This window comes from Acinetobacter sp. P1(2023), from assembly GCF_028367635.1.
GTDB lineage: Bacteria > Pseudomonadota > Gammaproteobacteria > Pseudomonadales > Moraxellaceae > Acinetobacter > Acinetobacter pittii_E.
The window spans coordinates 25,410-49,252 of sequence record NZ_JAQNDD010000004.1 but is presented as its reverse complement, the minus strand read 5'-3'; the positions used below and the strand labels follow the sequence as shown (position 1 = coordinate 49,252).

General features: G+C 39.8%; 14 protein-coding genes and 1 pseudogene. 9 read left to right on the top strand and 6 right to left on the bottom strand.

Annotated elements, in window-relative coordinates:
• Positions 1-30 precede the first annotated feature (30 nt).
• From entS to fes, 4 genes are read right to left on the bottom strand one after another with little or no spacing between them, the layout of a single operon-like run.
• The gene (entS, locus tag POD11_RS07225) at positions 31-1,281 is read right to left on the bottom strand and encodes an enterobactin transporter EntS (protein ID WP_262456802.1); all 1,251 of its coding nucleotides are present in this window, start codon (positions 1,279-1,281) and stop codon (positions 31-33) included.
• Positions 1,278-8,429 (bottom strand): non-ribosomal peptide synthetase, encoded by a 7,152-nt coding sequence (locus tag POD11_RS07220; protein WP_262456801.1) that lies wholly within the window; start codon positions 8,427-8,429, stop codon positions 1,278-1,280. The genes entS and POD11_RS07220 overlap by 4 nt, the downstream gene beginning before the upstream one ends.
• Positions 8,430-8,441: 12 nt before the next feature.
• Complete coding sequence (locus POD11_RS07215) at positions 8,442-8,657, bottom strand: MbtH family protein (RefSeq protein WP_003651732.1); 216 nt, start codon at positions 8,655-8,657, stop codon at positions 8,442-8,444.
• 29 nt (positions 8,658-8,686) lie between these two features.
• The gene (fes, locus tag POD11_RS07210; protein ID WP_262456800.1) at positions 8,687-9,886 is read right to left on the bottom strand and encodes an enterochelin esterase; all 1,200 of its coding nucleotides are present in this window, start codon (positions 9,884-9,886) and stop codon (positions 8,687-8,689) included.
• A gap of 266 nt (positions 9,887-10,152) precedes the next feature.
• Here fes and POD11_RS07205 point away from each other — a divergent pair, with 266 nt between their 5' ends.
• The 5 genes and pseudogenes from POD11_RS07205 to POD11_RS07185 all read left to right on the top strand — a co-directional run bounded on the left by POD11_RS07205 (position 10,153) and on the right by POD11_RS07185 (position 14,757).
• Positions 10,153-10,923, top strand: a complete 771-nt coding sequence (locus tag POD11_RS07205) for an SDR family oxidoreductase (RefSeq protein WP_262456799.1) — start codon at positions 10,153-10,155, stop codon at positions 10,921-10,923.
• A gap of 43 nt (positions 10,924-10,966) precedes the next feature.
• Complete coding sequence (locus tag POD11_RS07200; protein WP_262456798.1) at positions 10,967-12,205, top strand: isochorismate synthase; 1,239 nt, start codon at positions 10,967-10,969, stop codon at positions 12,203-12,205.
• Positions 12,202-13,866 (top strand): (2,3-dihydroxybenzoyl)adenylate synthase, encoded by a 1,665-nt coding sequence (locus POD11_RS07195; protein WP_262456797.1) that lies wholly within the window; start codon positions 12,202-12,204, stop codon positions 13,864-13,866. Before POD11_RS07200 ends, POD11_RS07195 begins: the two co-directional genes overlap by 4 nt.
• A gap of 21 nt (positions 13,867-13,887) precedes the next feature.
• A pseudogene (locus tag POD11_RS07190) lies at positions 13,888-14,538 on the top strand (isochorismatase family protein); the annotation flags it as partial.
• Between the two features lie 30 nt (positions 14,539-14,568).
• Positions 14,569-14,757: a phosphopantetheine-binding protein gene (locus POD11_RS07185; protein WP_235823111.1), complete on the top strand. Its 189-nt coding sequence runs from the start codon at positions 14,569-14,571 to the stop codon at positions 14,755-14,757.
• A gap of 55 nt (positions 14,758-14,812) precedes the next feature.
• Here POD11_RS07185 and POD11_RS07180 read toward each other — a convergent pair whose 3' ends face one another.
• Positions 14,813-17,974, bottom strand: a complete 3,162-nt coding sequence (locus POD11_RS07180) for a multidrug efflux RND transporter permease subunit (RefSeq protein WP_262456796.1) — start codon at positions 17,972-17,974, stop codon at positions 14,813-14,815.
• 217 nt (positions 17,975-18,191) lie between these two features.
• Here POD11_RS07180 and POD11_RS07175 point away from each other — a divergent pair, with 217 nt between their 5' ends.
• Together POD11_RS07175 and POD11_RS07170 are read left to right on the top strand one after the other, a co-directional pair.
• Complete coding sequence (locus tag POD11_RS07175) at positions 18,192-20,153, top strand: TonB-dependent receptor plug domain-containing protein (protein WP_262456795.1); 1,962 nt, start codon at positions 18,192-18,194, stop codon at positions 20,151-20,153.
• Positions 20,154-20,291: 138 nt separating this feature from the next.
• Positions 20,292-20,693, top strand: a complete 402-nt coding sequence (locus tag POD11_RS07170) for a transcriptional repressor (protein WP_005305185.1) — start codon at positions 20,292-20,294, stop codon at positions 20,691-20,693.
• A gap of 55 nt (positions 20,694-20,748) precedes the next feature.
• On the opposite strand, the gene POD11_RS07165 is transcribed toward POD11_RS07170, so the two are convergent.
• On the bottom strand, positions 20,749-22,530 hold the full coding sequence (locus tag POD11_RS07165) for a bifunctional metallophosphatase/5'-nucleotidase (RefSeq protein ID WP_262456794.1): 1,782 nt from the start codon (positions 22,528-22,530) through the stop codon (positions 20,749-20,751).
• 247 nt (positions 22,531-22,777) lie between these two features.
• On the opposite strand from POD11_RS07165, the gene pqqA reads away from it, so the two are divergent.
• Entirely contained in the window at positions 22,778-22,852 is a 75-nt protein-coding gene (pqqA, locus tag POD11_RS07160) for a pyrroloquinoline quinone precursor peptide PqqA (protein WP_001982218.1), read from the top strand.
• 75 nt (positions 22,853-22,927) lie between these two features.
• Entirely contained in the window at positions 22,928-23,839 is a 912-nt protein-coding gene (gene pqqB, locus POD11_RS07155; RefSeq protein ID WP_016145248.1) for a pyrroloquinoline quinone biosynthesis protein PqqB, read from the top strand.
• Positions 23,840-23,843 lie beyond the last annotated feature (4 nt).

The following is a 23,843-nucleotide window of genomic DNA, read 5'->3' as shown; positions in this document are numbered from 1 at the left end:
CAACGAATTGCCTTCTTTTTTATTTAGAGATTAATTTTCTTGTAACTTAGGATCTTGGAATCCTGTTTCCCGCATATCTTGAGAGTTGAATAAGAACATAAAACCGACTGCAAAGCTTAATATGCCAAAGAAGAGGATACTTCCGGATATTGGTAAGAACCGAGTTAAGAGACCCAAAGTTGTAGTGGCAATCGAATCGCCTAACGCATCTTGTGCAAGCCAAATTGCGTTAATACGCCCTAAATATTCATCAGGCGTATGTCCTTGCACAATGCTGTATTGAAGCAAATTGGCAATCGACATCAAATATCCAAATACACATAAAATGGGCAAAGTCACGCTTAACCACGGTGAAAGTCCAATCATAATCATGCAGCTAAAAACACCTAAACATGTATAGAGCATGACCAAGCCAGGTCTGAGTAAACGTGTTGTCCAGCCACTGAGTAAAGCTCCTAAAGTCGAGCCTAAAGGCACTGCCGTATACATAAGCCCGAGTTCGAATGCACCGCCGTGAAAAATTTCATCTGCCATTTGCGGAAAAATAATTCGAATAGCACTGCTGAAACTAAGCAATGTGCCAATTAAAATCGTGCTACCGACTACTTTATTTTTAAAAACGAATTTAAAACCTTGAACTAATTGGCGAAGAGGGCTCTCGCCATTTGATACATGTTGCGGTTTAAGCGCAGGTAGTCCCATTAATAAAAACACAGTGAGTAAAGTACCTACGGTTGAGACCCAATACACGGTCGCAACACCGCTAGCAGCAATTAATATACCGCCGATTGCTGGTGAAATAACCGTTGCAAGCCGTACGGATACCATACTGATTGCACGGGCTTGTACAATATTTTCGCGCCCTACAATCACAGGCATGATCGCCATCATTGCCGTTACACCGAGTGCACCAAAGAAACCATCCCATGCTGAAAGAAAGTAAATGGCATAAAGCGAAGGATGCTCAAACATGGCATTAATCGCGAGGCCTGCAAAGCCTAAACCACACACACCACGTGCCAATAAAATTAGCCATTTCCGATCTTTGCGATCAGACAGCAAACCACCAAGTAACAAGCCAATAAACATGGCAATGCCTTCAAAAGCCATTGCAACTGCAACGTTAAGCGAGTTACCCGTGATGTCATAGACTTGTTTGGGAATAGCCACGACCAACATGCCAATGGTTAACAATGACAATGTGCGGGCAATAAATACATGTCGGAAATGAGAATTACGTTTTAAAAGACTAAAATCAGTCAATACAGATTTGAAACTCATGGTGTATGCTCCTCTAAACCGCGCGCCTGACAAATCATGCGGTTTAAAATCGGACCAAGTGTTTCAAGCTGCTGTGGAGACAATATATCGGTATGGTCCGCTTCGCTGAGTCGAACAATATTGAGTTTTTTAACTAAAGGTGACCATTGTTGTTCTGGTTGGATATACGGCAGCAAGTCTTTTTCAGCGACAACTAAGTGTAGTTCACCATCAAAGTGCGGCATTTTATACGGTTTTAATAAACGGACGGCATCACGGTAGTTCGCGAAAATATCTTCTTGTAAACGACGGGTTTCTTCACTTAATGCCGTATCTGCATCGGCTAAAATATCATTGAAGAATTGAAGCTGTTCTTGTTCAGCTTCAGCATTCATTTCCTCTATCGACAAATCTAACCACTGATGAATTTCAGCAGGATAAGTGTCTAATAAGCCGAGAAAATCAACTTTTTCACCTTGTTCAGTTAACTTCGCTGCAACGGCATAAGCCACAGTGCCGCCAAGTGAATAACCTAGTAACGTATAAGGTCCTGTTGGTTGTTGCTTACGAATAATCTCAAGTTGTTTTTCAACCAGTTCGTCCATATCAGCGCTATTTGCCAATAGGCCTTCAGGTCGAGGAGACTGCAACCCAATAATGGGTAATTCAGAGTTTAGATAACGATTCAGCACTGTATATTGCCATGCCGAACCAGAACCAGGGAAGAAACAGAACAATGGATGCCCTGAACCAGAACGGATTGGTAAAATAGGCTGCATGCCAGTTTGTTCAACTTCTGCTAAACGTTCTTGTGTAAGCAGTAAAGCTGCTAAACGTTGAATCGTGACATGACTCATCAACTGGCCAATTGGAATGGTCCGCTTAAATACTTTTCGGATTTCAATTGCAAGCTTCATCACCAAAATGGAATGTCCACCAATCGCAAAGAAATCTTCGTTTACACCAATATTTTGATCTGTATTTAAAACTTGCTGGAAAATACGTGTCAGTTCATGCTCAAAAGCACTAGTGGCGTACTGTTTTTCTATATTTGAAAGATCAAGCTGTGGTTGCGGTAGTGCTTTACGGTCCAACTTACCATTATGACTTAATGGGAATTGCTCGACTAATACATAGTGAGACGGGACCATATATACAGGAAGCTGTTTCGCCAATTGTTTCTTTAACCGCTCAATATCCACAGGTGCTGTTGTTTGCAAGTAAGCAACCAACTGAACATCAGCTTTATTTTTTTCAGAAGAAATAGGATGTACAACCACATCAAGACCGCTGATTAAGCGTAATTGTTGTTCAATTTCACCCAATTCAATACGTTGCCCACGTATCTTTAACTGGTCATCAGCACGGCCCACATATTGAATACGACCGTCAGCATGCCAGCGAGCAATATCACCAGTGCGATACATGCGTTGACCTGCTGTAAATGGATTTGCCACAAAACGTGATGCGGTTAAGTCCGGCCGATGCAAATAACCCATGGCAAGTTGATGACCAGCTAAATAAAGCTCACCGTCCACTCCAACAGGAACAGGGCGTAAGTATTGATCTAAAATATAAAGCTGGGTATTCCAGACTGGATAACCAATTGCGACGCTACTTTCTTCAGGGTGTAAACCTAGTGTTGCATCCATATAACTCACATCTACGGCCGCTTCTGTTGGGCCATATAAGTTATGTAGCTCACAACTAAAAGACTCGGTAAATGATTTTGCTAGAGCTGTTGGTAATGCCTCACCACTACAGAACACTCGGCGAATTGGTAAACTTTGACGCTGAGCAGATGACAAAATTTCGGTAGCAGCATTTTCAAAGACAGCCAACATTGACGGTACAAAATGTAGTGTGGTTACCTGATATTTTTGAATGAGACTTAATAATGCCAATGGGTCACGGTGTGCATCTATAGGTGCCATCACTAGTCGTGCACCTACTAAATATGACCAGAAAAACTCCCATACCGAAACATCAAAAGTACATGGTGTTTTTTGCAAAATCGTATCGGTTGCTGATAGCGGATACTCTGATTGCATCCATAAAATACGGTTCACAATGGCTTGGTGAGAAACCATGACACCTTTTGGCTGGCCTGTTGTACCCGATGTATAGATTAAATATGCCGGGTGCTGTGGGGTAATAACTGTCGTTTTATAGTTACTTAAATCAACCTTGGTTTCATCAAATAATTCATTAAAAGCAAAGGTAGCTATTGATGGGTGAACAATAGCTGCTAAATCTTTTTGTTCACCAATCACAAGTTTAGATTTAGCGTCCTGCAACATAAATTTGATGCGTTCAGTCGGATGTTGTAAATCAATAGGTAAATAAGCTGCACCTGCTTCAATTACCGCCAAAATCGCAATACTTAGTTTGACTGATCTTGGCAAGGCAACGGCAACAATATCTCCAGCCTGTACACCCGCTCTTTGCAATTGCTGTGCTAAAGCACAAACTTGCAAACGCACTTCACTGAAACTGAGCTGATGATTTTCATCAGATAACGCCGTTTGTTCAGGCGTAATTCGAGCTTGTTCTCTGAGCAATTGCTGTAACGTGCTTTGGCGAACATAGTATTGAGTTTGATTTGTTTTCTGGATTAAATCGTGTTCTTCAGCCAGCTGTAAGCGATAATGAGCTAGAGAAGTCTCTGGTTCATTTAGTGCAATTTCAATCAATTGAACCATTCGCTCTAAGAAATGTTCTGGCTGATCAATTACACCACGCTGTTCGAGCAATAGCTCAATTTGATGATCAGGAATAACCAACAAAGCAAGCGGATAATGGCTATAACCGCGATTTGTAAGTTTGGAAATAGCAGCATCACCAAGTTTTTGCTGTAAATACTGGTTATCTGGGTAGTTTTCTACGACTAACAAACTATCGAAAAGATTACCCTGAGCTATCAATTGCTGAATTGCACTTAGTCCTAAACCATCATGTTCTAAATGTTCAACATGCAATTGCTGTAACTGAGGCAATTGTTCCCAAAGTGTTTGCTGCATGTTGAGTTTTACACGCACCGGAATCGTATTTAAAAACAATCCAATCTGCTGCTCTAAACCATTGATAGGCGCCGAACGCCCCGAAACAGGAGTACCAAATACAATATCTTCACGATGAGCATAAATATTTAAAGTCATTGCCCAAATCATTTGCATGAAGACATTGAGCGTGATGCCTTGTTGGCGTAATTTATGTTGAAGTTTTGCACCCAACTCGGCACTTAAACGATATGACGTTTCCTGTACAGCTTGCTGTGCTTGATTAAATAAAATAAGTGGTTGTAAATCAGCTAAATCACGTTGCCATATAGCTTTTGACGTTTCATGATCACGCCCAGATAAAGCTTTAATCACCGTTTCATAACTATGTTCAAGCACTGGCAGTGGTTGGTTCGTTTGCTGATAGGCTTTAATAAAGTCTTGTAAAAATAGTGGAGTTGACCAACCATCTGTTAAAAGATGATGCACCATAATCAATAATTCTGACTGTTCAGGAGCATGTTGAATTAAGGTTGCCCGAATTAAGCCATAGGGTTGGTCAAGGTGAATCGGTTGCTGTAATGCCTCTTGAATGGTTTGCTCAAGTAAATCGGAAGTCACCGAACAAAACTGAACTGGCCAAGCTTGAGTAGGGTGTAATGAATAGATAAAAACAGGCTCTTCAGCTAATTCGCTATCAAAATGCCCACCTAATTGAGGGTGACGTTTTAATACGGTAATCAACGCTTGCTGTAAACGTACCGGATCAATGTCTCCATTTAAACTAAGACGAGTAAAGGCATTATAATTTGATTGATTTTCTACTTGAGATAAGAACAGCATGCCTTTTTGCAAAGGAAGCAAAGGCAAAATCGTGCTGTTTTTTCCATATTTTTCTTGAACCTTTTGTTCTAGGTCCGCTGAAAATAACGGTTTTGAAACGGCCGCTTGTTGTTCATCTAAACGGGTGAGTTGCGGCGCTATAGCGGCGACTGTTTTAAATTGGAATACATCACTTGGTCTTAAGCCGTAACCACGTTGGCGCAATTGAGTACAAAGCATAATAGCCGAAATACTATCGCCACCTGTCATAAAGAAGTCATCATCAATCCCAATAGCGTCAAGCTTAAGAACAGATGCAGTAATTTGGCATAAAAGCTGTTGTTCAGGCGTTTCAGCCATTCGGCTATGGGTACGAATTTGAGGTTTCGGCAGTGCTTTTTTATCGACTTTACCACTTACATTTCGTGGGAACTCGGACATGACAGTTAGAGCAGAAGGCACCATATATTCAGGTAAGTTTTGACGTAACTGACTTAAATATTGCTGACTTAGTTGTTCACTGGTTTTTTCATCAAGTTCAATGTCTTTGACTACACAGTAACCAAGTAAACGATGACTGTTATTAATCGGTTCTGCAATCACGACTGCGCTTTCAACATTGGTTAAAATCGAAAGTGCATTTTCAACTTCACCAATCTCGACTCGATAACCACGAATTTTAATCTGGTCATCACAGCGCCCCATAAACTCAAGTTTACCCGCACTATTCCAGCGGACTAAATCACCCGTACGGTACATGCGCTGTCCATGTTCAAATGGATTCGCTACAAAGCGGGCAGCACTTAAGTCAGCGCGGCCTAAATAACCATTGGCGATCCCAAAGCCAGAAATATACAGCTCACCAATGACGCCAGTCGGGCATCGTTGTAAATGACGATCTAATACATAGGCCTGTGTATTACCAATAGGGTTACCAATGACAGGGCGAGCGGTCTGTTTTAATTCTGCCCGGAAAGTATCAACTGTATATTCTGTTGGGCCATATAAGTTATGAGCAAAAAGCGCTGGCTGAGCATTGAGCTGTTGCCATAAGGCTAACGGAGCAGCTTCACCACCAATCAAAATAAGACTTGGATGATGCTGTTTTTCAAGAAATAAGCCGTTTGTCATCATTTGCGCACAAAAAGATGGCGGTAAATCCAGTGTATCGATTTGTCGTTGTTGAATTTCTTGCACTAAGCCAAATGCATCACGACGCATGTTTTCATCAAAAATATGTAGCTCTTGGCCCCATAACATCCAGAAAACTTGCAACCAAGATGAATCAAACGAGAAAGAGTGGGTATGCGCTGCACGTAACGGACGGTCAGGGAAACGCTCATTTACCGCTTCTAATACAGGCCAGTAAATGGTTGGTTTATGCGACAAAATGAGGTTGAGTAAAGAACCATGTGTGTTCATTACTCCTTTAGGGCGACCCGTACTTCCTGAGGTAAAAATTACATATGCAACATCTTGGAAATCAAATTTACGATTTTCGGCAGGAATATCACTCGCGTCTTGCTTTCGAATTTGTGTTTGAACGCCTTCCTGATCAAGATGTAACTGCTGAATATTTTGTGGTAGTTGCTGTGCAAGAGCTTGTGTCGTTAATACAAATAATGGATTTGCATCTTCACACATCATTTGCATACGATCGATTGGATAATCTAAATCGAGAGGTAAGAAACTCGCACCAGAATTGAGTACAGATAACATCACCACAACTGAGTCAATCGAACGAGGAATAGCTCCCGCAATCACAGTTTGCTTTTTGGCCCCATTTTCTTGTAAAAAACGAGTCAGTTGATTCACTTTTACTGCAAGCTCAGCAAAACTGAGATGCTGAAGGTTTGGACGTTCACCACTCACAATGGCGGTACGTTCAGGATATTTTTTCACTTGCTCATAAAAAATATCTAAAACATTATTATATTGTTCAGGATGACTAACACGCGGACCAATACCACTTTGGGTCAGGGCAGTAAGCTCTTGTGGTGTTGTAATATTAAAATTGCTACATGGCTGTTCTGGACGAATCAAGGCTTGTTCGAGCAATAACGTTAAGCGTTGACCGTGGTTAAATAGCTCATCTTGTGTATAACGCTGCGAATCTGCACGTAGTTCAATAATGAGTTCATGATCTTGAACAATAAAGGAAAACTCAAAATCATCAATTGGTCCTGTAGAAATATGGTGTGTTTTGACCTTTTCACCGTCTAAAACCAAGTCTTGATCAAAAGCTTTATAATTTAAAATAGGGCCGTACATTCGCTCATGAATATCGATACTATTTAAATCTCTTAAAATTTGTTCTGCATCGTATTTTTGATGCGAACGAATTTCTCGTAATTGCTCTTGTACGTGTTGAGCCAAGCTCACCCAACTGTCTTTTTCAGCAACTTTAAACTTCACAGGTAGGACATTTACCGTAGGTAAGGTTGAGCGAATCGCTTTTGAACCTAAACGGCGCATAAATGGAATACCGTTAACCAACTCAGCTTTATCGGTTATTTTGTAAATATAATGTAATGACAATGACATCATCATGTCATTCAAAGCCAACTTGGTTTGCGCAGCTAAAGCCTGAATTTGCTCTAAAATTCCTTGCGAAAAACGCAGCTGATGCTTAACAAATGTTGCTGTAGTTTTTGCCGCTAAATGATGAGTACTTAAACTAATTGGACTCGGTAAATCTTCACAATAAGCTTTCCAGAAAGTTTGGTCTATTTTAAATTGATGACTATTTTCATAAGCCTGACGTTCTGAAATAACATCATTGACGCCAATGAACGGGGAAACCGAAAGATCTTTTCCTTCTTGTAAGTGTTGATATAGCTCAACAATACGTTTGGTTAAGTTAATCATGCTAAAGCCATCAAGCATGATGTGGTGATAACGTTGATACCAATACACTTTCTCATGTGTCGTAAATAGCACCTGACGGAACAGTTGAGTTTCACCAGCTTTAAGTGATTTAGCACATTGACGATCTGATGGCATCCAGTCCCATAAGCGTTGTTGAGCTTTTTTGGGCGTTAAATGACAAAAATCAAATTCTTCGATTTGAAACTGAACTTGATTATTAAGCTCAATAAAGGGTTGAGACGGGTCAGATGAATATGAAGCAATGACCGTGTCGGCTTCATTTAAGCCGATTTGAATTGCTTTTTTAAATGTGGGGATGTCGACAGTTTTTGGTAGTTCCAAACAATGTGCAATGGTATATAAATCTTCAATTGAACTTAAATGATCGGCAAGGAAAATGCCGAGCTGAGTAGAGGCCAATTCAAAACGAGCGGGTTGTGAAAGGTCCGGAGTAAATTCATTGTTTAATGCCTGATTCATGCCAATACTCCTTTACGCTTGTTGAAAGGGGTTAATCGCAACCCAGTGCTTTTCCACATATGCAATACACGAAGCCCGTGTATCCGGTCCATGCTGAACATCCCAACCCGATGGCACCTGATGTTGAGCAGGCCATAAACTGAACTCACCTTGTTGATTTTTTAAAACCTGAAAAGACAAACTTTCGTTATCGAAAGGATTAATATAGTTTTCCTGTAAGTTGCTCATGATATTGTTATCCTTGATGAAACAAATGGTTATAGTGAAAGAATTTTTTGCAATGCCTTAAGCAAGTCGGTACGCCAGTTCACGGCATCATGTCCGCCTGAAAAACTGTGAAAGCTCACTTGATTGAATGATTGCAATTGTTGATAAAGCTGTAGGGCATCGTCCCGCATATCGGTTTCATACGTGCCGGCACTGATATAAATTTGAGTTGTTTTTGATAATGGATGAGATAGGTTTTGAAGCAGTTCTAAAATATTCCCTTTATATTTTTGACCTAACGTACTGTTCGAAAAATCTGACCACCAATAAGATCCAGACTGTAAAATCAGAGAAGTAAAAATGGTCGGGAACAACAAGGTGCTATGTAAAGCGCATAATCCACCTAAACTTTGACCACATAAGGTAATGTCTGTTTTAGAAATAAAGGAATATTCTTTTAGAAGCGTTTCAATAAGTTCATAAACCAACGCCTGACTAAATGCATCATGACAACCATAATCTTGTTGGCGTTGTTGACTATTTAAACTATGAACAAAAACATAAACTGCTGGGCGAATCTTATCTGAAACAGTTAAATGCTGAAGATCGGGAATAATCGGAAGCTCTCGGCTCCAGATTTGGCCATCAAGCAAAATGATGAGTGGTAAGTCTTCTTGAGTTGATTGATGACTAATAAAAACGTCGACTAAATAGTCCTGCTGGCATAAGCGACTTGACCATTGAAATGTTTTTGTAATCGGGCAATCGGCTATTAAAGATTTCGTGTTTTCAAGTTGAATTTGATTGATATATCGAGCCAGATGTCCCGTGTAAAACCGATGTTGATTGAATGGATCAATTTGAGCATTCTGTTTAAGCTGGGTTTGCCACCATGCGCGTCGTGTTGCTGCACAATCTGTTTTAGGGGCTTCCTCACTAGATGTCACGACCACATAACTACCAGCCCAAGCTAGAGGCAACTCTATTTCAAAAAAGTACACATCTGTCCCAGCTATACGGCTAAAACGATTCCACTTTTGATAGATAGAAGGGCTTTGTGAATAGATATCGATATAAACAAAAAGGCTTTCTTTGAGTTCAGAACTACGCCAAATAAAGGTACATAGCGCTTTATTTTTTTGTAGGGTGACTAGCGGGCTACCTAGTTTTTTTACGGTATTCCACCAGACTTCACTCCCAACATTGAGTTGTTGAAATAGGCGATGTAAGGGTTGAGAAAATGGCTTCATTTTGAGTCCATCTCGACAAGAAAGCGCGGTCAAATTATCAGAATGATTCTCATTAGTAAATGAAAACAATTATCATTATAATCAATAAAAAAAGATGCTTTTTGCTAATGTTAATTAAAAACAATAATTTAAGTGAGATTTATGGTTAATAAATAACTTGATTTAGATTGTAATCTTATGTTTGATATTTATCGCACTTGATAATAATGATAATTATTTGCAATTATGTGGCGCAATTTAATATTCGAGTCAAACTGGAGTAAAACATGAGCTCTACCATCGTAGTCACAGGTGCTGCAAGAGGTATTGGAGCTGCTATTGCAAAAAAATTATTGCAGCAAGGGTATCAAGTCATCGGCATCGACCGACAGGAAAACCCAGAACAATGGGAAATTACTCAAAAGCTAGAAGAAGGTGAAATTTCACGTTGGCAAGGCTTTCAGCAAGATATTACTGATCAAGAAACAACAGCAAAACTCATTAACAATATTTTAAACAAATATAGCGTGACGGGTTTAGTGAATGCGGCGGGCGTTTTGATTATGCGTTCTATGCTTGAAGCAAAAACAGAAGACTGGCAAACACTTTTCGCAGTAAATGTCATGGCACCTATTGCGATTAGTCAACAACTGGCCAAGCATTTTTGTGAAAAAAAGCAGGGAAGTATTGTCACGATTAGCTCAAATAGTTCACGGATGCCACGTATACAACTTGGCATGTACGCAACTACAAAAGCTGCATTGAGCCATTACTGCCGTAATCTTGCGCTTGAAATTGCACCTCATCAAGTCAGGCTTAATATTGTTTCACCAGGCTCTACTCTAACTCAAATGCAGCAGCAGCTTTGGACAGATAATTCACCTCCGCCTGCGGTAATCGATGGAGATTTAAGCCAATACCGTACAGGCATTCCCTTAAGGAAATTAGCCCAACCTGAAGATATTGCCAATACGGTGAGTTTTTTACTTTCTGATCAAGCTGCACAAATTACCATGCAAGAAATTGTGGTTGATGGAGGAGCCACTTTAGGCGTTTAAACATCCATTCATTACAACAAAATAACTGATAAGGAGGTGCGAGATGTCGGCACAGCATCCGTATTTTATCCAACGAGAAAATTTTACTGAAAGCCGCGTTGCACTAGCGCAAGAAATTTTAAATTGTGGAAATGACGCAGGTTTTATTTTTACCACGCCAGAATACACCATCAATAGTCATCAAAAATTACGAGATATTCAGGTCGCTAAAAATAGCCTTTTAAAAGATTGGTTAGATGAAGCGCGAACTCAATTACAGCATGCAATAAATGACGGTTATAAAGACGTCAAAATTATGGGAGGACTACCATTTTGCTCGGCAGCCGATGTCAATTTAATGCTCATGCAAAATGCAAAAATCTATCAGAAAGTACTCTATGCACAATCTGATATTGATTTTAGTTTTTTATCTTTAGAAAAGGCGGATTATTTCCCTTTAGGTGAACATTACCAACAGCAAGTTGAGTATTTAGTTCAACAAATGCAAGCAAAAAAACTCGATAAAGCCGTACTTGCTCGTATTTTACAACTTGAATTTGAACAAAATATTCCCGTCTCAGACTTATTTTATAACTTAGCTAAGCATAATCCCGAAGGCTATAACTATGCAGTGGCAAGAGATCCTCAAAGTGAAGGATGGTTTGTCGGCGCAAGCCCCGAACTCTTAATTGCAAAGCAAAATACAAAAATCTGGAGTAAACCGGTTGCCGGTACATTGGCTCGTGATGATGACCCAACCGTAGACCAAAACAATGCCAGAGCATTACTGGCTTCACAAAAAGATCAACGTGAACATGCACTCGTCATCGAAATGATTGCCGATGAGCTCACACCTTTTTGCAAGCAATTACAAGTACCAAAACAACCATCCCTCATTCGTACCAAACGCCTCTGGCACTTGGCATCCCATATCACCGGCGAACTTAAGAAAGCCGATACCCATGTTTTTGACTTAATTGAACACTTACACCCAACCCCTGCAATTTGTGGAGAGCCTAGTCCAATTGCTAAAGAATTAATTCAACAACTTGAACCATTTAACCGTGAATTATTTGCAGGAACTATGGGCTGGGCAGATGAACAAGGTAATGGTGAATGGTCGGTGACTGTTCGCTGTGCCCGAATTTATCAAAATATTGCCCGTTTATTTGCTGGTGCAGGGATTGTGGAAGCTTCTAGTCCGCAAGCTGAACATGCTGAAACTGCCGCTAAATTTCGTACTGTACTGGATGGATTCCAGATTTCACCCAATCATTTGCCACTACAAGGACCAAACACATGACAACACAGGTTTATCTGGATGGCGCCGTGCCATATCCAGCAGAGTTTGCTGAGATTTACCGTAAAAAAGGTTATTGGCTTGGGCAAAACTTGAGTGATTTCTTGCGTGAAAGTGCTCAAAAATACCCAGAAAATATTGCGGTATATGATGGGGATAAAGCCGTCAGTTACACTCAGTTTGATCATTTAGTGGATTACTGTACAAATCACTTATATCAACATGGACTAAGAGCGGGTGACAAAGCGGTTGTACAAATGCCGAATCACTATCAGTTCTATATTTTATTTTTTGCACTAATTCGGCTTGGTGCTTTACCTGTGATGTCTTTACCAGCACATCGCTTTGCAGAACTCAGTAGTTTTTTCAAACAAACTCAAGCAAAAGCTTATTTCTGCGCTGATTTTGGTGCACAAAAATTTGACTACCGAGAGCTCGCCGAAAAGCTTCAGGAAACTGCTCCTTGCTTAGAACATGTATTTGTACTTGGAAATGCCGGCAAATTTATAGCCATTCAAGATCTATTAAAAGAAACCAGTATTTTGGATACAGCGATTTCGCCTACTACGGCAGATCAGGTTGCTTTCTTACAACTTTCAGGTGGAAGTACTGGTGTTCCTAAACTGATTCCACGTACCCATGACGACTACTTATATAGCGTACGCGAAAGCGCGAAAATCTGCCGTCTCAATCAGTCATCACGCTTACTCATGGTTTTACCCGCGGCACATAACTTTTCAATGAGCTCGGCCGGTTCTTTAGGCATTTTTTATTCGGGCGGAGCTGTGGTTTTAGGAACTGATCCAAGCCCTGAAACTGCTTTTTCATTAATCAAGAAACACGGCGTAACCGATGCCTGTTTAGTTCCTGCTTTGGTTCGACCTTGGATGGATAAAGCAGCGAAAGATCAAGATTCAATATTATCGACTTTACGTTGTTTGCAAGTCGGAGGAGCACGTTTACCCGATGCCATTGCCTCACGCCTAATTGATGAATTTCAAGTCAATCTACAACAAGTCTTTGGTATGGCTGAAGGACTGGTGAACTACACCCGTTTTGACATGACGAAAGGGCAAATCATTCATACCCAAGGTTTAAAAATCTCACAAGATGATGAAATCTTGGTGCTAGATGATAACGATCAGCCAGTAGACGCTGGAGAAGTAGGGCATTTGCTGACTCGTGGGCCTTATACCATTCGCGGCTATTATCAAGCACCAGAACACAATGCACGTTCTTTTACACCAGATGGTTTTTATCGAACAGGTGATTTAGTGCGTATTCGCGAAGATGGCTGCATTGTGGTAGAAGGGCGTTCAAAAGAACAAATCAATCGCGCTGGTGAAAAAATTGCGGCTGAAGAGGTTGAACAAGCTTTATTAACTCACCCACAAATTCGCTTAGCAGCACTAGTTGCTATGCCTGATGAGATTATGGGGGAAAAAAGCTGTGCCTTTGTTGCATGGCAAACACAAAGTGATGACCCAAGCCAAATTCGTCTTGCAATGTCAGTTCGTCAACATCTGAAAGACTATGGACTTGCTACCTACAAAATTCCCGATCGGGTCGAATTTATCGAGCAATTCCCATATACGGCCTTTGGAAAAATCGACAAAAAAAGATTACGTCAACAACTTGAAACTAATACCAATGTTCTTGCTTAAAGATAAAAAAGGAAAAATTTGATGAGTATTCCTAAAATTGCTAGTTACAGCATGCCACAAGCCCACGAATTTACGGCGAATAAAACATCTTGGCAGTTGCATACCAATCGCGCTGTTTTATTAGTACATGATATGCAGCAATATTTTTTAGATTTTTATGATCAAACTCAAGCGCCTATTCCAGAGCTTATTAAAAATACCAAAGAACTGATTGAAACTGCGCGTAAGTTTAATATCCCTGTGGTCTATACGGCACAGCCTGGTAACCAGACACCGGAACATCGCCAGTTATTAACTGACTTTTGGGGAACTGGCCTAAAAGATGATCCGAAAATCACTCAAATTTTGCCGGAAATTTCTCCTCAAAAAAATGATACTGTCTTAACAAAATGGCGTTATAGCGCATTTAAGTTTTCTCCACTTGAACAACTCATGCGTGAGTCAAACCGCGACCAGCTCATCATTTGTGGTGTTTATGCTCATATTGGCTGCCTTATGAGTGCAGCGGAAGCCTTTATGCTAAATATCCAGCCGTTCTTATGTGGAGATGCGCTCGCTGATTTTAGCCGTGAAGAACACGATATGGCTTTAAAATACACAAGTACACGTTGTGGGCAAGTGATGACAACTCAACAGGTCACACGAGCTTGGGCGCTTGAACAAGCGGCGTCACCTCTCACTCAAGAAGGTATTGTTTTGGCGGTGAGCGAACAGCTTCAGATTCCTGCATCAGACATTCAGTTAAATGATGATTTGCTCATGCTTGGGCTTGATTCGGTACGACTCATGACATTAGTGGGTAAATGGCAAGCTTACGGCGCACAGGTGAGTTTTGAAGATTTAGCTGAACAACCAACCTTAGAAGTTTGGATTGATAAGCTCGTAGCTTAAATTTAAAGAATAAAAAAATGGCAGATTTAATATCTGCCATTTTTTATTTTAATCTTTAAAAGGAGGTATTATTCTTTTTTATACGGCTGTTAAATCTCAAAGTTCGGCTCAACCATGGTTTGCTCATTGACCACTGAAAACTCGGTAAACTATGAACCACAACAAAGAAGAACACAGTAAATAGCGGTACCAGTAATGTACCAAACACAACACTACCGAATACGCTCATTCCAATTTCATATCTACTCGCAGCGCCTGCACCAGTTGCAAAAATTAAAGGAACTACACCCGCACCAAAGGCAAGAGATGTCATCAAAATCGGACGTAAACGCAGTTTCAAAGCCTCACTTGCTGCATTGATTTTACTTTTTCCTTGTTTGAGTGCTTGAGTCGCAAACTCAACAATGAGAATCGCATTTTTACAAGATAAACCAATACCTGTTAATAGGGCAATTTGAAAGTAAACATCGTTAGGTAACTTAAAAATCCAAGCAAAAATAATAGTGCCTGTAATACCTAAGGGAAGCCCTAATAAAATAATAAAAGGAACTTTCCAGCTTTCATACAAGGCAGCCAAACATAAGAAAATAAACAAAATAGAAATAAGATATAAATAAATTGCTTGGCGGCTAGATTGTTGCTCTTGTAATGAAAGACCGCTCCATGCGACATCTATACCAGATTGTTTACTGACCATATCACTTAACTGTTGCATTGCCTGACCTGAGCTAAAGCCTGGACTTACATTGGCTTCGAGTTGAATGGCAGCTAGTCCCATAAATCGGGTAAGAGCTTCTGGGCCACCTGTCCACTGACTTTGCGCAAAATGGGCCAGAGAAAGCATACCACCCGAGTTATTTCGCACATGCCAATATGCTAAATCTTCGGGTTTAGAACGGAATTCTGCATCGCCTTGCATAATGATTCTCTTAATTCGACCTCGTTCAACAAAATCGCCCACATAGTTTCCACCCCAAGCCGTCGAAAGGGTTGAACGAATTGCTTGTTGGTCAATTCCTAACATTTTGGCTTTATTTTGGTCGAGTTGAATAAATACTTCGGCTTTATCTTCACTCACAAGAGGACTTAGATTTTCAAAGGCCGAATAATTCTGAGATTCTTTTTCTAAAGCTTTATATTGTTTAATTAATTCATCGCGCCCTTGACCATTTACATCTCTAAGCCAAAGCTCTAAAGCATCAGACTGACCTAAACCAGATACACTTGGCGGCATTCCTACCATGACTTTAGCGGGTAAGTTCTTTTGTAAATATGCTTGGGCACGTTCACGAATAGCACTCGCCGTATTAGTTTCTCCTTTACGCTCATTCCAATGTTTAAGCGAAACAAAGGCCATACCCAAATTTGGACCGCTCCCTGAAAAGTTTTGTCCATTCACGACCAGTACGGTATTAATATTTTTGGCTTCATGTTCAAAAAAATAATTATTGACGAGTCTTCCAACTTCTTCCGTCTGGCTCATTGAAGCACTGTTATGCAAACTATAAGGCACAGCCAGCAGTCCTTGATCTTCATTTGGAATAAAGCTTGTAGGCAAACTGCGGTAAATCATAAATAAAATAACCGCTATACCCACAACCAATAGACTGGAAAATACTTTAAATTGAGTTAAGCGAACCGATAAAAAACTAAAAGCTGATCTGACTTTTTCAAGAGCAAGCTCAAGCATTTGTCCCCATTTTGGTTTTTTATGCTGTTTTTTTAATAGAACTGCGCACATTGCTGGCGTAATGGTCATGGCTACAAATAGCGATAACAACATCGCTGCTGCTAATGTAATAGAAAACTGACGGTAAATCATACCGGTCGAACCACTAAAAAAAGCCATTGGAATAAATACCGCGGTTAAGACCAGCGTAATACCCACCAATGCACCGCTAATCTCTTGCATCGACATCAAACAAGCTTCACGTACACTTAGCTGTTGTTCGTGCATGAGACGTTCAACGTTTTCTACGACTACAATCGTGTCATCAACCAATAATCCAATTGCTAAAACCAGTGCAAATAGCGTAAGCGTGTTAATGCTCAACCCAAAGAGATATAACACTACAAATGTTCCACTAATGACGATCGGAACGGTAATGGTTGGAATAAGAGTTGCACGCCAATTTTGCAAAAAGAGATACATGACAATAACGACAAGTACGATTGCTTCAAGCAAAGTGATCATGACCTGCTTAATAGATTCTTCGATAAATGGCGTATTGTCTCGTGGATAAACAACTTTATATCCCGCTGGTAAATGTTGGCTAAGCTGAGCCATTTTTTCTTTAATAAGAGCAGAAGTCTCGATTGCATTGGCATCGGGGCTTAAAGAAATTCCTAAACCTGCCGACGGATAGCCATTAAGTGTATTAATACTTTCGTAATTTTCTGCGCCTAACTCGACTCTCGCGACATCTTTTAAATAAACAAGACTACCGTCAACATTTGCTTTAACCACCACCGATTTAAAGTCATCAATTGTTTTTAAGCGCGAACCTGCTTTTACTTTTGCATAAATATTTTGATCAGAAGCAGAGGGCATTGCACCAATCGAACCAGCAGCAATTTGGGTATTATAATCTTCGAGGGCCTTTTCAATATCACTCGGCACAAGTTGGTAATTTCTAAGCTGATTTGGGTTTAACCAAATGCGCATGGCATAACTTGAACCAAAAACATCAACTTCACCAATCCCTTGTAATTGACTTAAAGGTTGTTCAAAGTGATTCACCATATAATCAGACAAATCAATATTGCTGGTTTTACCAGTTTCATCATATAGCCCCACAATCAGCAGCATATCGCCCGTGGTCTTCCATATGTTTACGCCTTGTCTTTGAACTTCCTCAGGTAAACGGTTTAAGGCACTATTAATTCGGTTTTGTACTTGGAGCTGTGCTTTATCGATATCTGTGCCAATTTTAAAATGAATATCAATGCTGCTCGTTCCGGACGATTCACTATGGGATGTAAAGTACAGCAAATTATCCAGACCCTTTATTTGTTGTTCTAAAATTTGGGTCACACTTTCTTCTACAGTGTCAGCAGCTGCACCACGGTAGTTCGCGACAACAGTGACACCGGGTGGTGCAAGGTTTGGATAGCGTTCGACCGGCATGGCTAAAGTGGCAAAAAAACCAAAAATAAGAATAGTAATTGCAATGACAGAAACAAAGATAGGGTGGTAGATAAAAAATCGAGAGAGCATTGTTATGTCTACTTTAAGATTGTTTTAAATCGGTTTTTAGGCACACGAAAGTGCCATGGTAACGCTTTTTTAAAGCATAAACAATAATGATTATCATTATATAACTAATAATTATTTTTATCTTGAACAGTAAAAGTCATGAGTATATGATGCTCGGCACATCATAAATGATAACAATTATCATATGGTAATTATTATCCAGAATAAGGGCCGAGAAATGACGTTAACTAAAAAGGCGCTGGTGGTCGCCATCTCAACACTGCTTCCGTTTGCAGTTCAAGCAAATACAGATAGTGAACAGCCGAGTAATAATGAATCAGTTCAAAAACTTAAAACGATTGTGGTTTCCGCTGCATTAAAAGAACAAGATGTAGATAAAGCACCTGCATCCATTAGTGTGATCACGAGTGAAGAGATTGAACGTAGTGCGGCGCTCAGTCTTGCTGATGTTTTACAAAAACAAGCTGGGGTTTATAACTACAACAGCGGACAAGATAAAATCGTTATACGGGGAATGCTAAATACATCGGGAAACTACACACTTATCCTACTTAACGGTAAGCGCATGTCATCTAATGGTGCTATGTGGCGAGGTAATGACTTTGACTGGAGTGCAATCCCTTTAAATAGTATTGAACGTGTTGAAGTCATTCGAGGACCAATGTCGTCGCTCTATGGAGCAGATGCCATGGGCGGAGTTATCAATATTATTACCAAGAAAGCCGAAGATGGGCAGCTGCATGGTTCGGTCTTTGGCCAATATAATCGAGCAGACCGCGGAAATGGTAAAGAGCAATTCCGTTACGGATTTAACTTATACGGCGGTTTAACTGACAATCTAAGTTTTACTTTGGCAGGAGATGCCTATAACCGTGATGCATGGTACCGAAATGGCAAACCAGATCCAAATGGGGCTTACTTTGTAGAAAAAGATACTAAAAACGTAAACGGTATATTAAGTTGGAATATTAATGACCAACAAACTTTAGACCTGGATTTGGGTTATAACAACGATAAACGCCCGCTGACCCAAGATGCGGCAACTTCAATTCAAGAATCAGAAATGAAACGAACCAATGTGGGAATTGCTCACCGTGGAAAATGGGGTTGGGGTAAAACAGAAGCTTACATTGGTAAAGAAACAGCTAAAATTTCTGACTACGATAGCGAATATGACGCGCCACAAAACCGTCAATATAAGCAAGAAAATTTAATTGGTCGTGCCTTCGCTAACTTTGATTGGCTGATGAATAACACTACAGCAGGTTTTGATTATAAAGACCAAAAAATTACAGACGTTGTGAGCTATATCGGCACTGGAAAAAACCAGCAGAAGAGTTATGGAGTATTTGTTCAAAACGATACCCATATTAATGATGCACTGACTTTAACTTTAGGCGGCCGTTACGACGACTTTGATGACTTCGATGGTAAATCGACTGGTAAAGCCTATTTGTCTTATGAACTCGCGGAAGGTGTTGTGCTAAAAGGTGGTGTAGGCCAAGCTTATAAAGTTCCGGCTCCTGCACAGTTAGACATCAATTACTCAATGATTTCATGTGGTGGTAGTTGTCACATTCGAGGCAATCCTGACTTAGAGCCAGAAGAAAGCACCAACTATGAAGCATCCTTAATTGTAACCCGTCCAAACTGGAATGCTGGTGTTACCGTTTTCCAAAATGATGTGAAAAACCTGATCGAAGCCATTACATTAAGTGATGGAGACCCGCGTTTAGTGGGTGATTTTAGAAAAATCTGGACTAATGTAAGTCGTGCAGAGCTTAAAGGTGTTGAGCTTACAGGTGGTTATGATTTCACAGATAATTTAGGTGTTAAGGCAAATGCCACTTACCTTGATGCAAAAAATAAAACGACAGGTCAAGATTTAACTGAACGACCAGAATGGCTGGCTAATGGTTCAATTTCTTGGTCACCCGTTGAAGACTTCCGTGTAAATGCAGGGGTAAGCTACGTTGGTAAGCAAATGTACTCCGCAACTAAAGAGTTACCAGCTTATACCACTTATGACGTGACATTTACTTCACCACTTTCACCACGCTTAACATTGGACTATGGTGTAAAAAACCTGACCGATGTTGATCTGGAAGATAAAAATAAAACCTTTAATACCAAACTTTATGGCCGTAATTATTTTGTAAAAGCGACTTATAGTTTCTAAGGTAAAACGAAGGGCAAAGCCTATTCATAGGGGAATAGGCTTTGCTTTTTAATGTAAAAATATCGATAATTTTCAGGTAAGTATAGACAAAATAATTTTAAAAATTTCTATACTTCTCAACATTAAGGCTAATTAATCATGACGGCAACTTCAAAATCATTATTAAATGGACTACCCATAAAAAAATCAAGAATACAGGTTTTTGAAATTTTAAATCAAAATCCGCAAGGCTTAAGCGCTGTGAGTATTTATGCGCAAATTAAAAATGAACATAAAATTACGCTCGGAACAATTTATCGAATCTTATCTGAATTTGAAAATCGTAAGCTCATCAAAAGGGTGTTCTTAGGAAAAAGTAAAAGTATTTATAAGATCAGAAAAGATAAAATGAGCTGTAACTTGATTTGTCTAAAAACCGCAGAAGCAACTAGCTATGAACATGAAAAAGTGAAAGAGCTACTGCATGAGGTCATAGATGTTATTTTTGCGAATACAGGAACCAATATCAGTAGTATTGAACTTAATCTCTATACAGAATAAGAACTACGAATAAAAACCAAAGGACAGCCTAAACTGTCCTTTTTTATTAAATTTACTATTTGATGACTTTAATACGTGTTGTAGCTGGAATAATTAAAGGTGAATTCTTAGCGACATAGCTTTCAAGGGCATCAATATCTTGACCACCACCTACACGGTTTTGACCATCTTTTAATACGGTGAAGTTATCACCTCCATCTGCCAAGAAACTATTTACAGTCACGCGGTATAACTTAGTGTCAACCAATGGTGAACCAGCAACCATGATGTTACTTGCTCTTGGTGAAACAGCCGCATTTGCCGCATATTGATAAGTTAATTCTTTAGACGGCTGTAAAATTCTAGCTGAGTTTGCATTTGCACCTGACCATTGCTGCTCAAGCACATCTCTAATCTGTTTGCCAGTTAAGCTCAAAGTCACAATAGAGTTACCAAAAGGTTGAACTGCAAAAACATCACCAAAGGTAATCTGGTTACTGCTATTGATGAGCAGATCAGCACGTACACCACCTGGATTCATTAAGGTAAAATCAGAGCCTTGGTTACTTGCCTTTAATGCAGCCGCTTGTTGAGCATCGGCAATCATAATACCGAGCGGACTTTCCCCACTTTCGACTTGAGTACGACTTACCACTGCTGTTGCAGTTCCAACCACACGGCTAGAAATGGTGGTCACAGCTTGGCGGTATTTATCTAAAATGGCTTCAATACTTGGGGTTTTATTAAATTTTTGATAGAGGTCTGTAAGGCTTACAGTGGTTGTACCAGACGTATAGGCCTCACTTTGTATAGGAACTTGTTTAGCATCTTTTTCAATCACATCCCCAGTTTTACCATCTAGCTCAACCTTGATGTCAGTAATGAGTGTGCCATACTGTCCAGCCGAAGTAAGTAAGAACGGTTTCGCCGGATTTTTTGTAGAATAGTCACAAATATAAGATTGATGTGTATGGCCTGAAACAACAATATCAACTGCCGGATTAAGCTTATCCAAAATTCCTAAAATCGGGCCGCTTAAACCATCACATGTTTTCTCATTAAATTTAGTACTTGGCGCTGCGCCCTCATGCACAACTACGACAATGGCTTCAATTCCTTGTTTTTGCAACTCAGGAATCAAGGCATTTACCGTATCTGCTTCATCACGGAATTCAACGTCTTTAATACCAGCAGCAGAAACAATACTTGGGGTCGCTTTAAGGGTTAAACCAATAAATGCGACTGGAATTCCACCATAAGTTTTGACTTTATAAGCAGGAAAGATTGTTTTGCTGGCATCACTTTTCATTGCTACGTTGGCAGCAAGGAAATCAAATTTCGCACCACTAAAGTTTTTATTAATTTGGCATGGGGCAGTGCTGGTATATTGCCGACATCCGCCGTTCTTTAAACGGCGTAATTCATCTGTACCACGGTCAAATTCATGGTTACCGACGGCATTAAAGTCAATTTGAATATCATTCATGACTTCAATGGTCGGTTCATCTAAAAATAAAGAAGAGGTTAGAGGAGAAGCGCTAATTAAGTCGCCCGCCGAAACCACAGCATTATTTGGATTTTCTGCTTTAAGTTTTTTAATCGCATCGGCAAAGTAACTCACTCCACCCACAGGAATACGAACAGATTGAGCAGCATCATTTGGATTTGGTGCCTCAACATAACGCTTAGGGGGTTCAAGATTGCCGTGAAAGTCATTAAAAGCTAAAATATTTACAGTTTGATTGCTTCTTTGGGCAGGTGGTGCTGTGTCATTATCATCATCGTCATTACATCCCGCCAATAACGTTACTGCCAGAGAAAGTGTTGTTACTTTAAAAAGTGTTGTTAAATTTTTCATTTTTTTATCATTTGATCAATTAAGACGCATAAAAAATACGCTTTTAGTATGAATGTTTGATGAAACCTTCAATGAGCAAATATGTTCGAAATATTAAAATTTGGACAAAAAACACAATTATCGAACAATATCTTAGCTAGGGGTGGTCTACAAACCCATTTTTTTTATTTAGAATAAATTTTTAATTGCCTTAAAATCTTAATCAAGTGATTCATTTCATAAGATTAATATGAACCGGAGATAATCTATGCAATGGACTAAACCAGCTTTTACTGATTTACGCATTGGTTTTGAAGTTACTATGTACTTCGAAGCACGTTAATCAGTTTCATCCAAATATGTTATAAGCCCTAGTCTTGCTCTAGGGCTTATCTCTTTCTAATAAGATATTAATTTTATGTATATTTATGTTTTAGGTTCAGCTGCTGGAGGCGGGTTCCCGCAGTGGAATTGTAATTGCCCGAATTGTCATGGTGTGCGCACAGGTACAATCCAAGCCAAAGCCCGTACTCAATCATCAATTGCTGTTTCTGAAAATGGGACAGACTGGGTTTTATTAAATGCATCACCTGATATTCGGCAGCAACTTTTCGAATTTAAAGCAGCTCAACCAGCACGTAAATTGCGTGATACAGGAATAACGAGCGTAATTTTAATGGACAGTCAGCTAGACCATACCACTGGGCTCTTAACCTTACGTGAAGGTTGTCCAATGAATGTATGGTGTACAGAAATGGTCCACCAAGATTTAACGAGCGGCTTTCCTGTTTTTAATATGCTCAAACACTGGAATGGCGGTCTTCAATACCATGAGATTAATCCTACGCAAGCCTTTAAAGTTGATGGTTTCGAAAATTTAGAATTTTTACCTTTAATTATTAAAAGTGCTGCACCACCATATTCACCGCATCGACATGACCCACATGACGGTGACAATATTGCTTTAATTATCAAAGATCATAAGACACAAAAACAGTTGTTCTATGCACCGGGTCTTGGAAAAATTGACGATCAAATCATGCAGATTATGCAGAGTTCAGACTGCGTCATGATTGATGGTACGCTTTGGACAGACGATGAAATGCAACAAACAGGGGTTGGAACGAAAACTGGCCGTGAAATGGGGCATTTATATATTAGTGGCGAAGGTGGTTCACTGTCTTATCTAAATCAGCTGAGTACACCTAAAAAAGTGCTGATTCATATTAACAATACCAATCCAATTTTAAATGAAAATTCTAGCCAGTTTGCTGAGCTTAAAGCAAATGGGGTAGAGGTTGCCTATGATGGCATGCAGATTGAACTCTAAGGTG

Coding starts and splice junctions, on each gene's coding strand:
- entS (WP_262456802.1), bottom strand. CDS start 1,281: ATGAGTTTCAAATCTGTATTGACTGATTTTAGTCTTTTAAAACGTAAT.
- POD11_RS07220 (WP_262456801.1), bottom strand. CDS start 8,429: ATGAATCAGGCATTAAACAATGAATTTACTCCGGACCTTTCACAACCC.
- POD11_RS07215 (WP_003651732.1), bottom strand. CDS start 8,657: ATGAGCAACTTACAGGAAAACTATATTAATCCTTTCGATAACGAAAGT.
- fes (WP_262456800.1), bottom strand. CDS start 9,886: ATGAAGCCATTTTCTCAACCCTTACATCGCCTATTTCAACAACTCAAT.
- POD11_RS07205 (WP_262456799.1), top strand. CDS start 10,153: ATGAGCTCTACCATCGTAGTCACAGGTGCTGCAAGAGGTATTGGAGCT.
- POD11_RS07200 (WP_262456798.1), top strand. CDS start 10,967: ATGTCGGCACAGCATCCGTATTTTATCCAACGAGAAAATTTTACTGAA.
- POD11_RS07195 (WP_262456797.1), top strand. CDS start 12,202: ATGACAACACAGGTTTATCTGGATGGCGCCGTGCCATATCCAGCAGAG.
- POD11_RS07180 (WP_262456796.1), bottom strand. CDS start 17,974: ATGCTCTCTCGATTTTTTATCTACCACCCTATCTTTGTTTCTGTCATT.
- POD11_RS07175 (WP_262456795.1), top strand. CDS start 18,192: ATGACGTTAACTAAAAAGGCGCTGGTGGTCGCCATCTCAACACTGCTT.
- POD11_RS07170 (WP_005305185.1), top strand. CDS start 20,292: ATGACGGCAACTTCAAAATCATTATTAAATGGACTACCCATAAAAAAA.
- POD11_RS07165 (WP_262456794.1), bottom strand. CDS start 22,530: ATGAAAAATTTAACAACACTTTTTAAAGTAACAACACTTTCTCTGGCA.
- pqqB (WP_016145248.1), top strand. CDS start 22,928: ATGTATATTTATGTTTTAGGTTCAGCTGCTGGAGGCGGGTTCCCGCAG.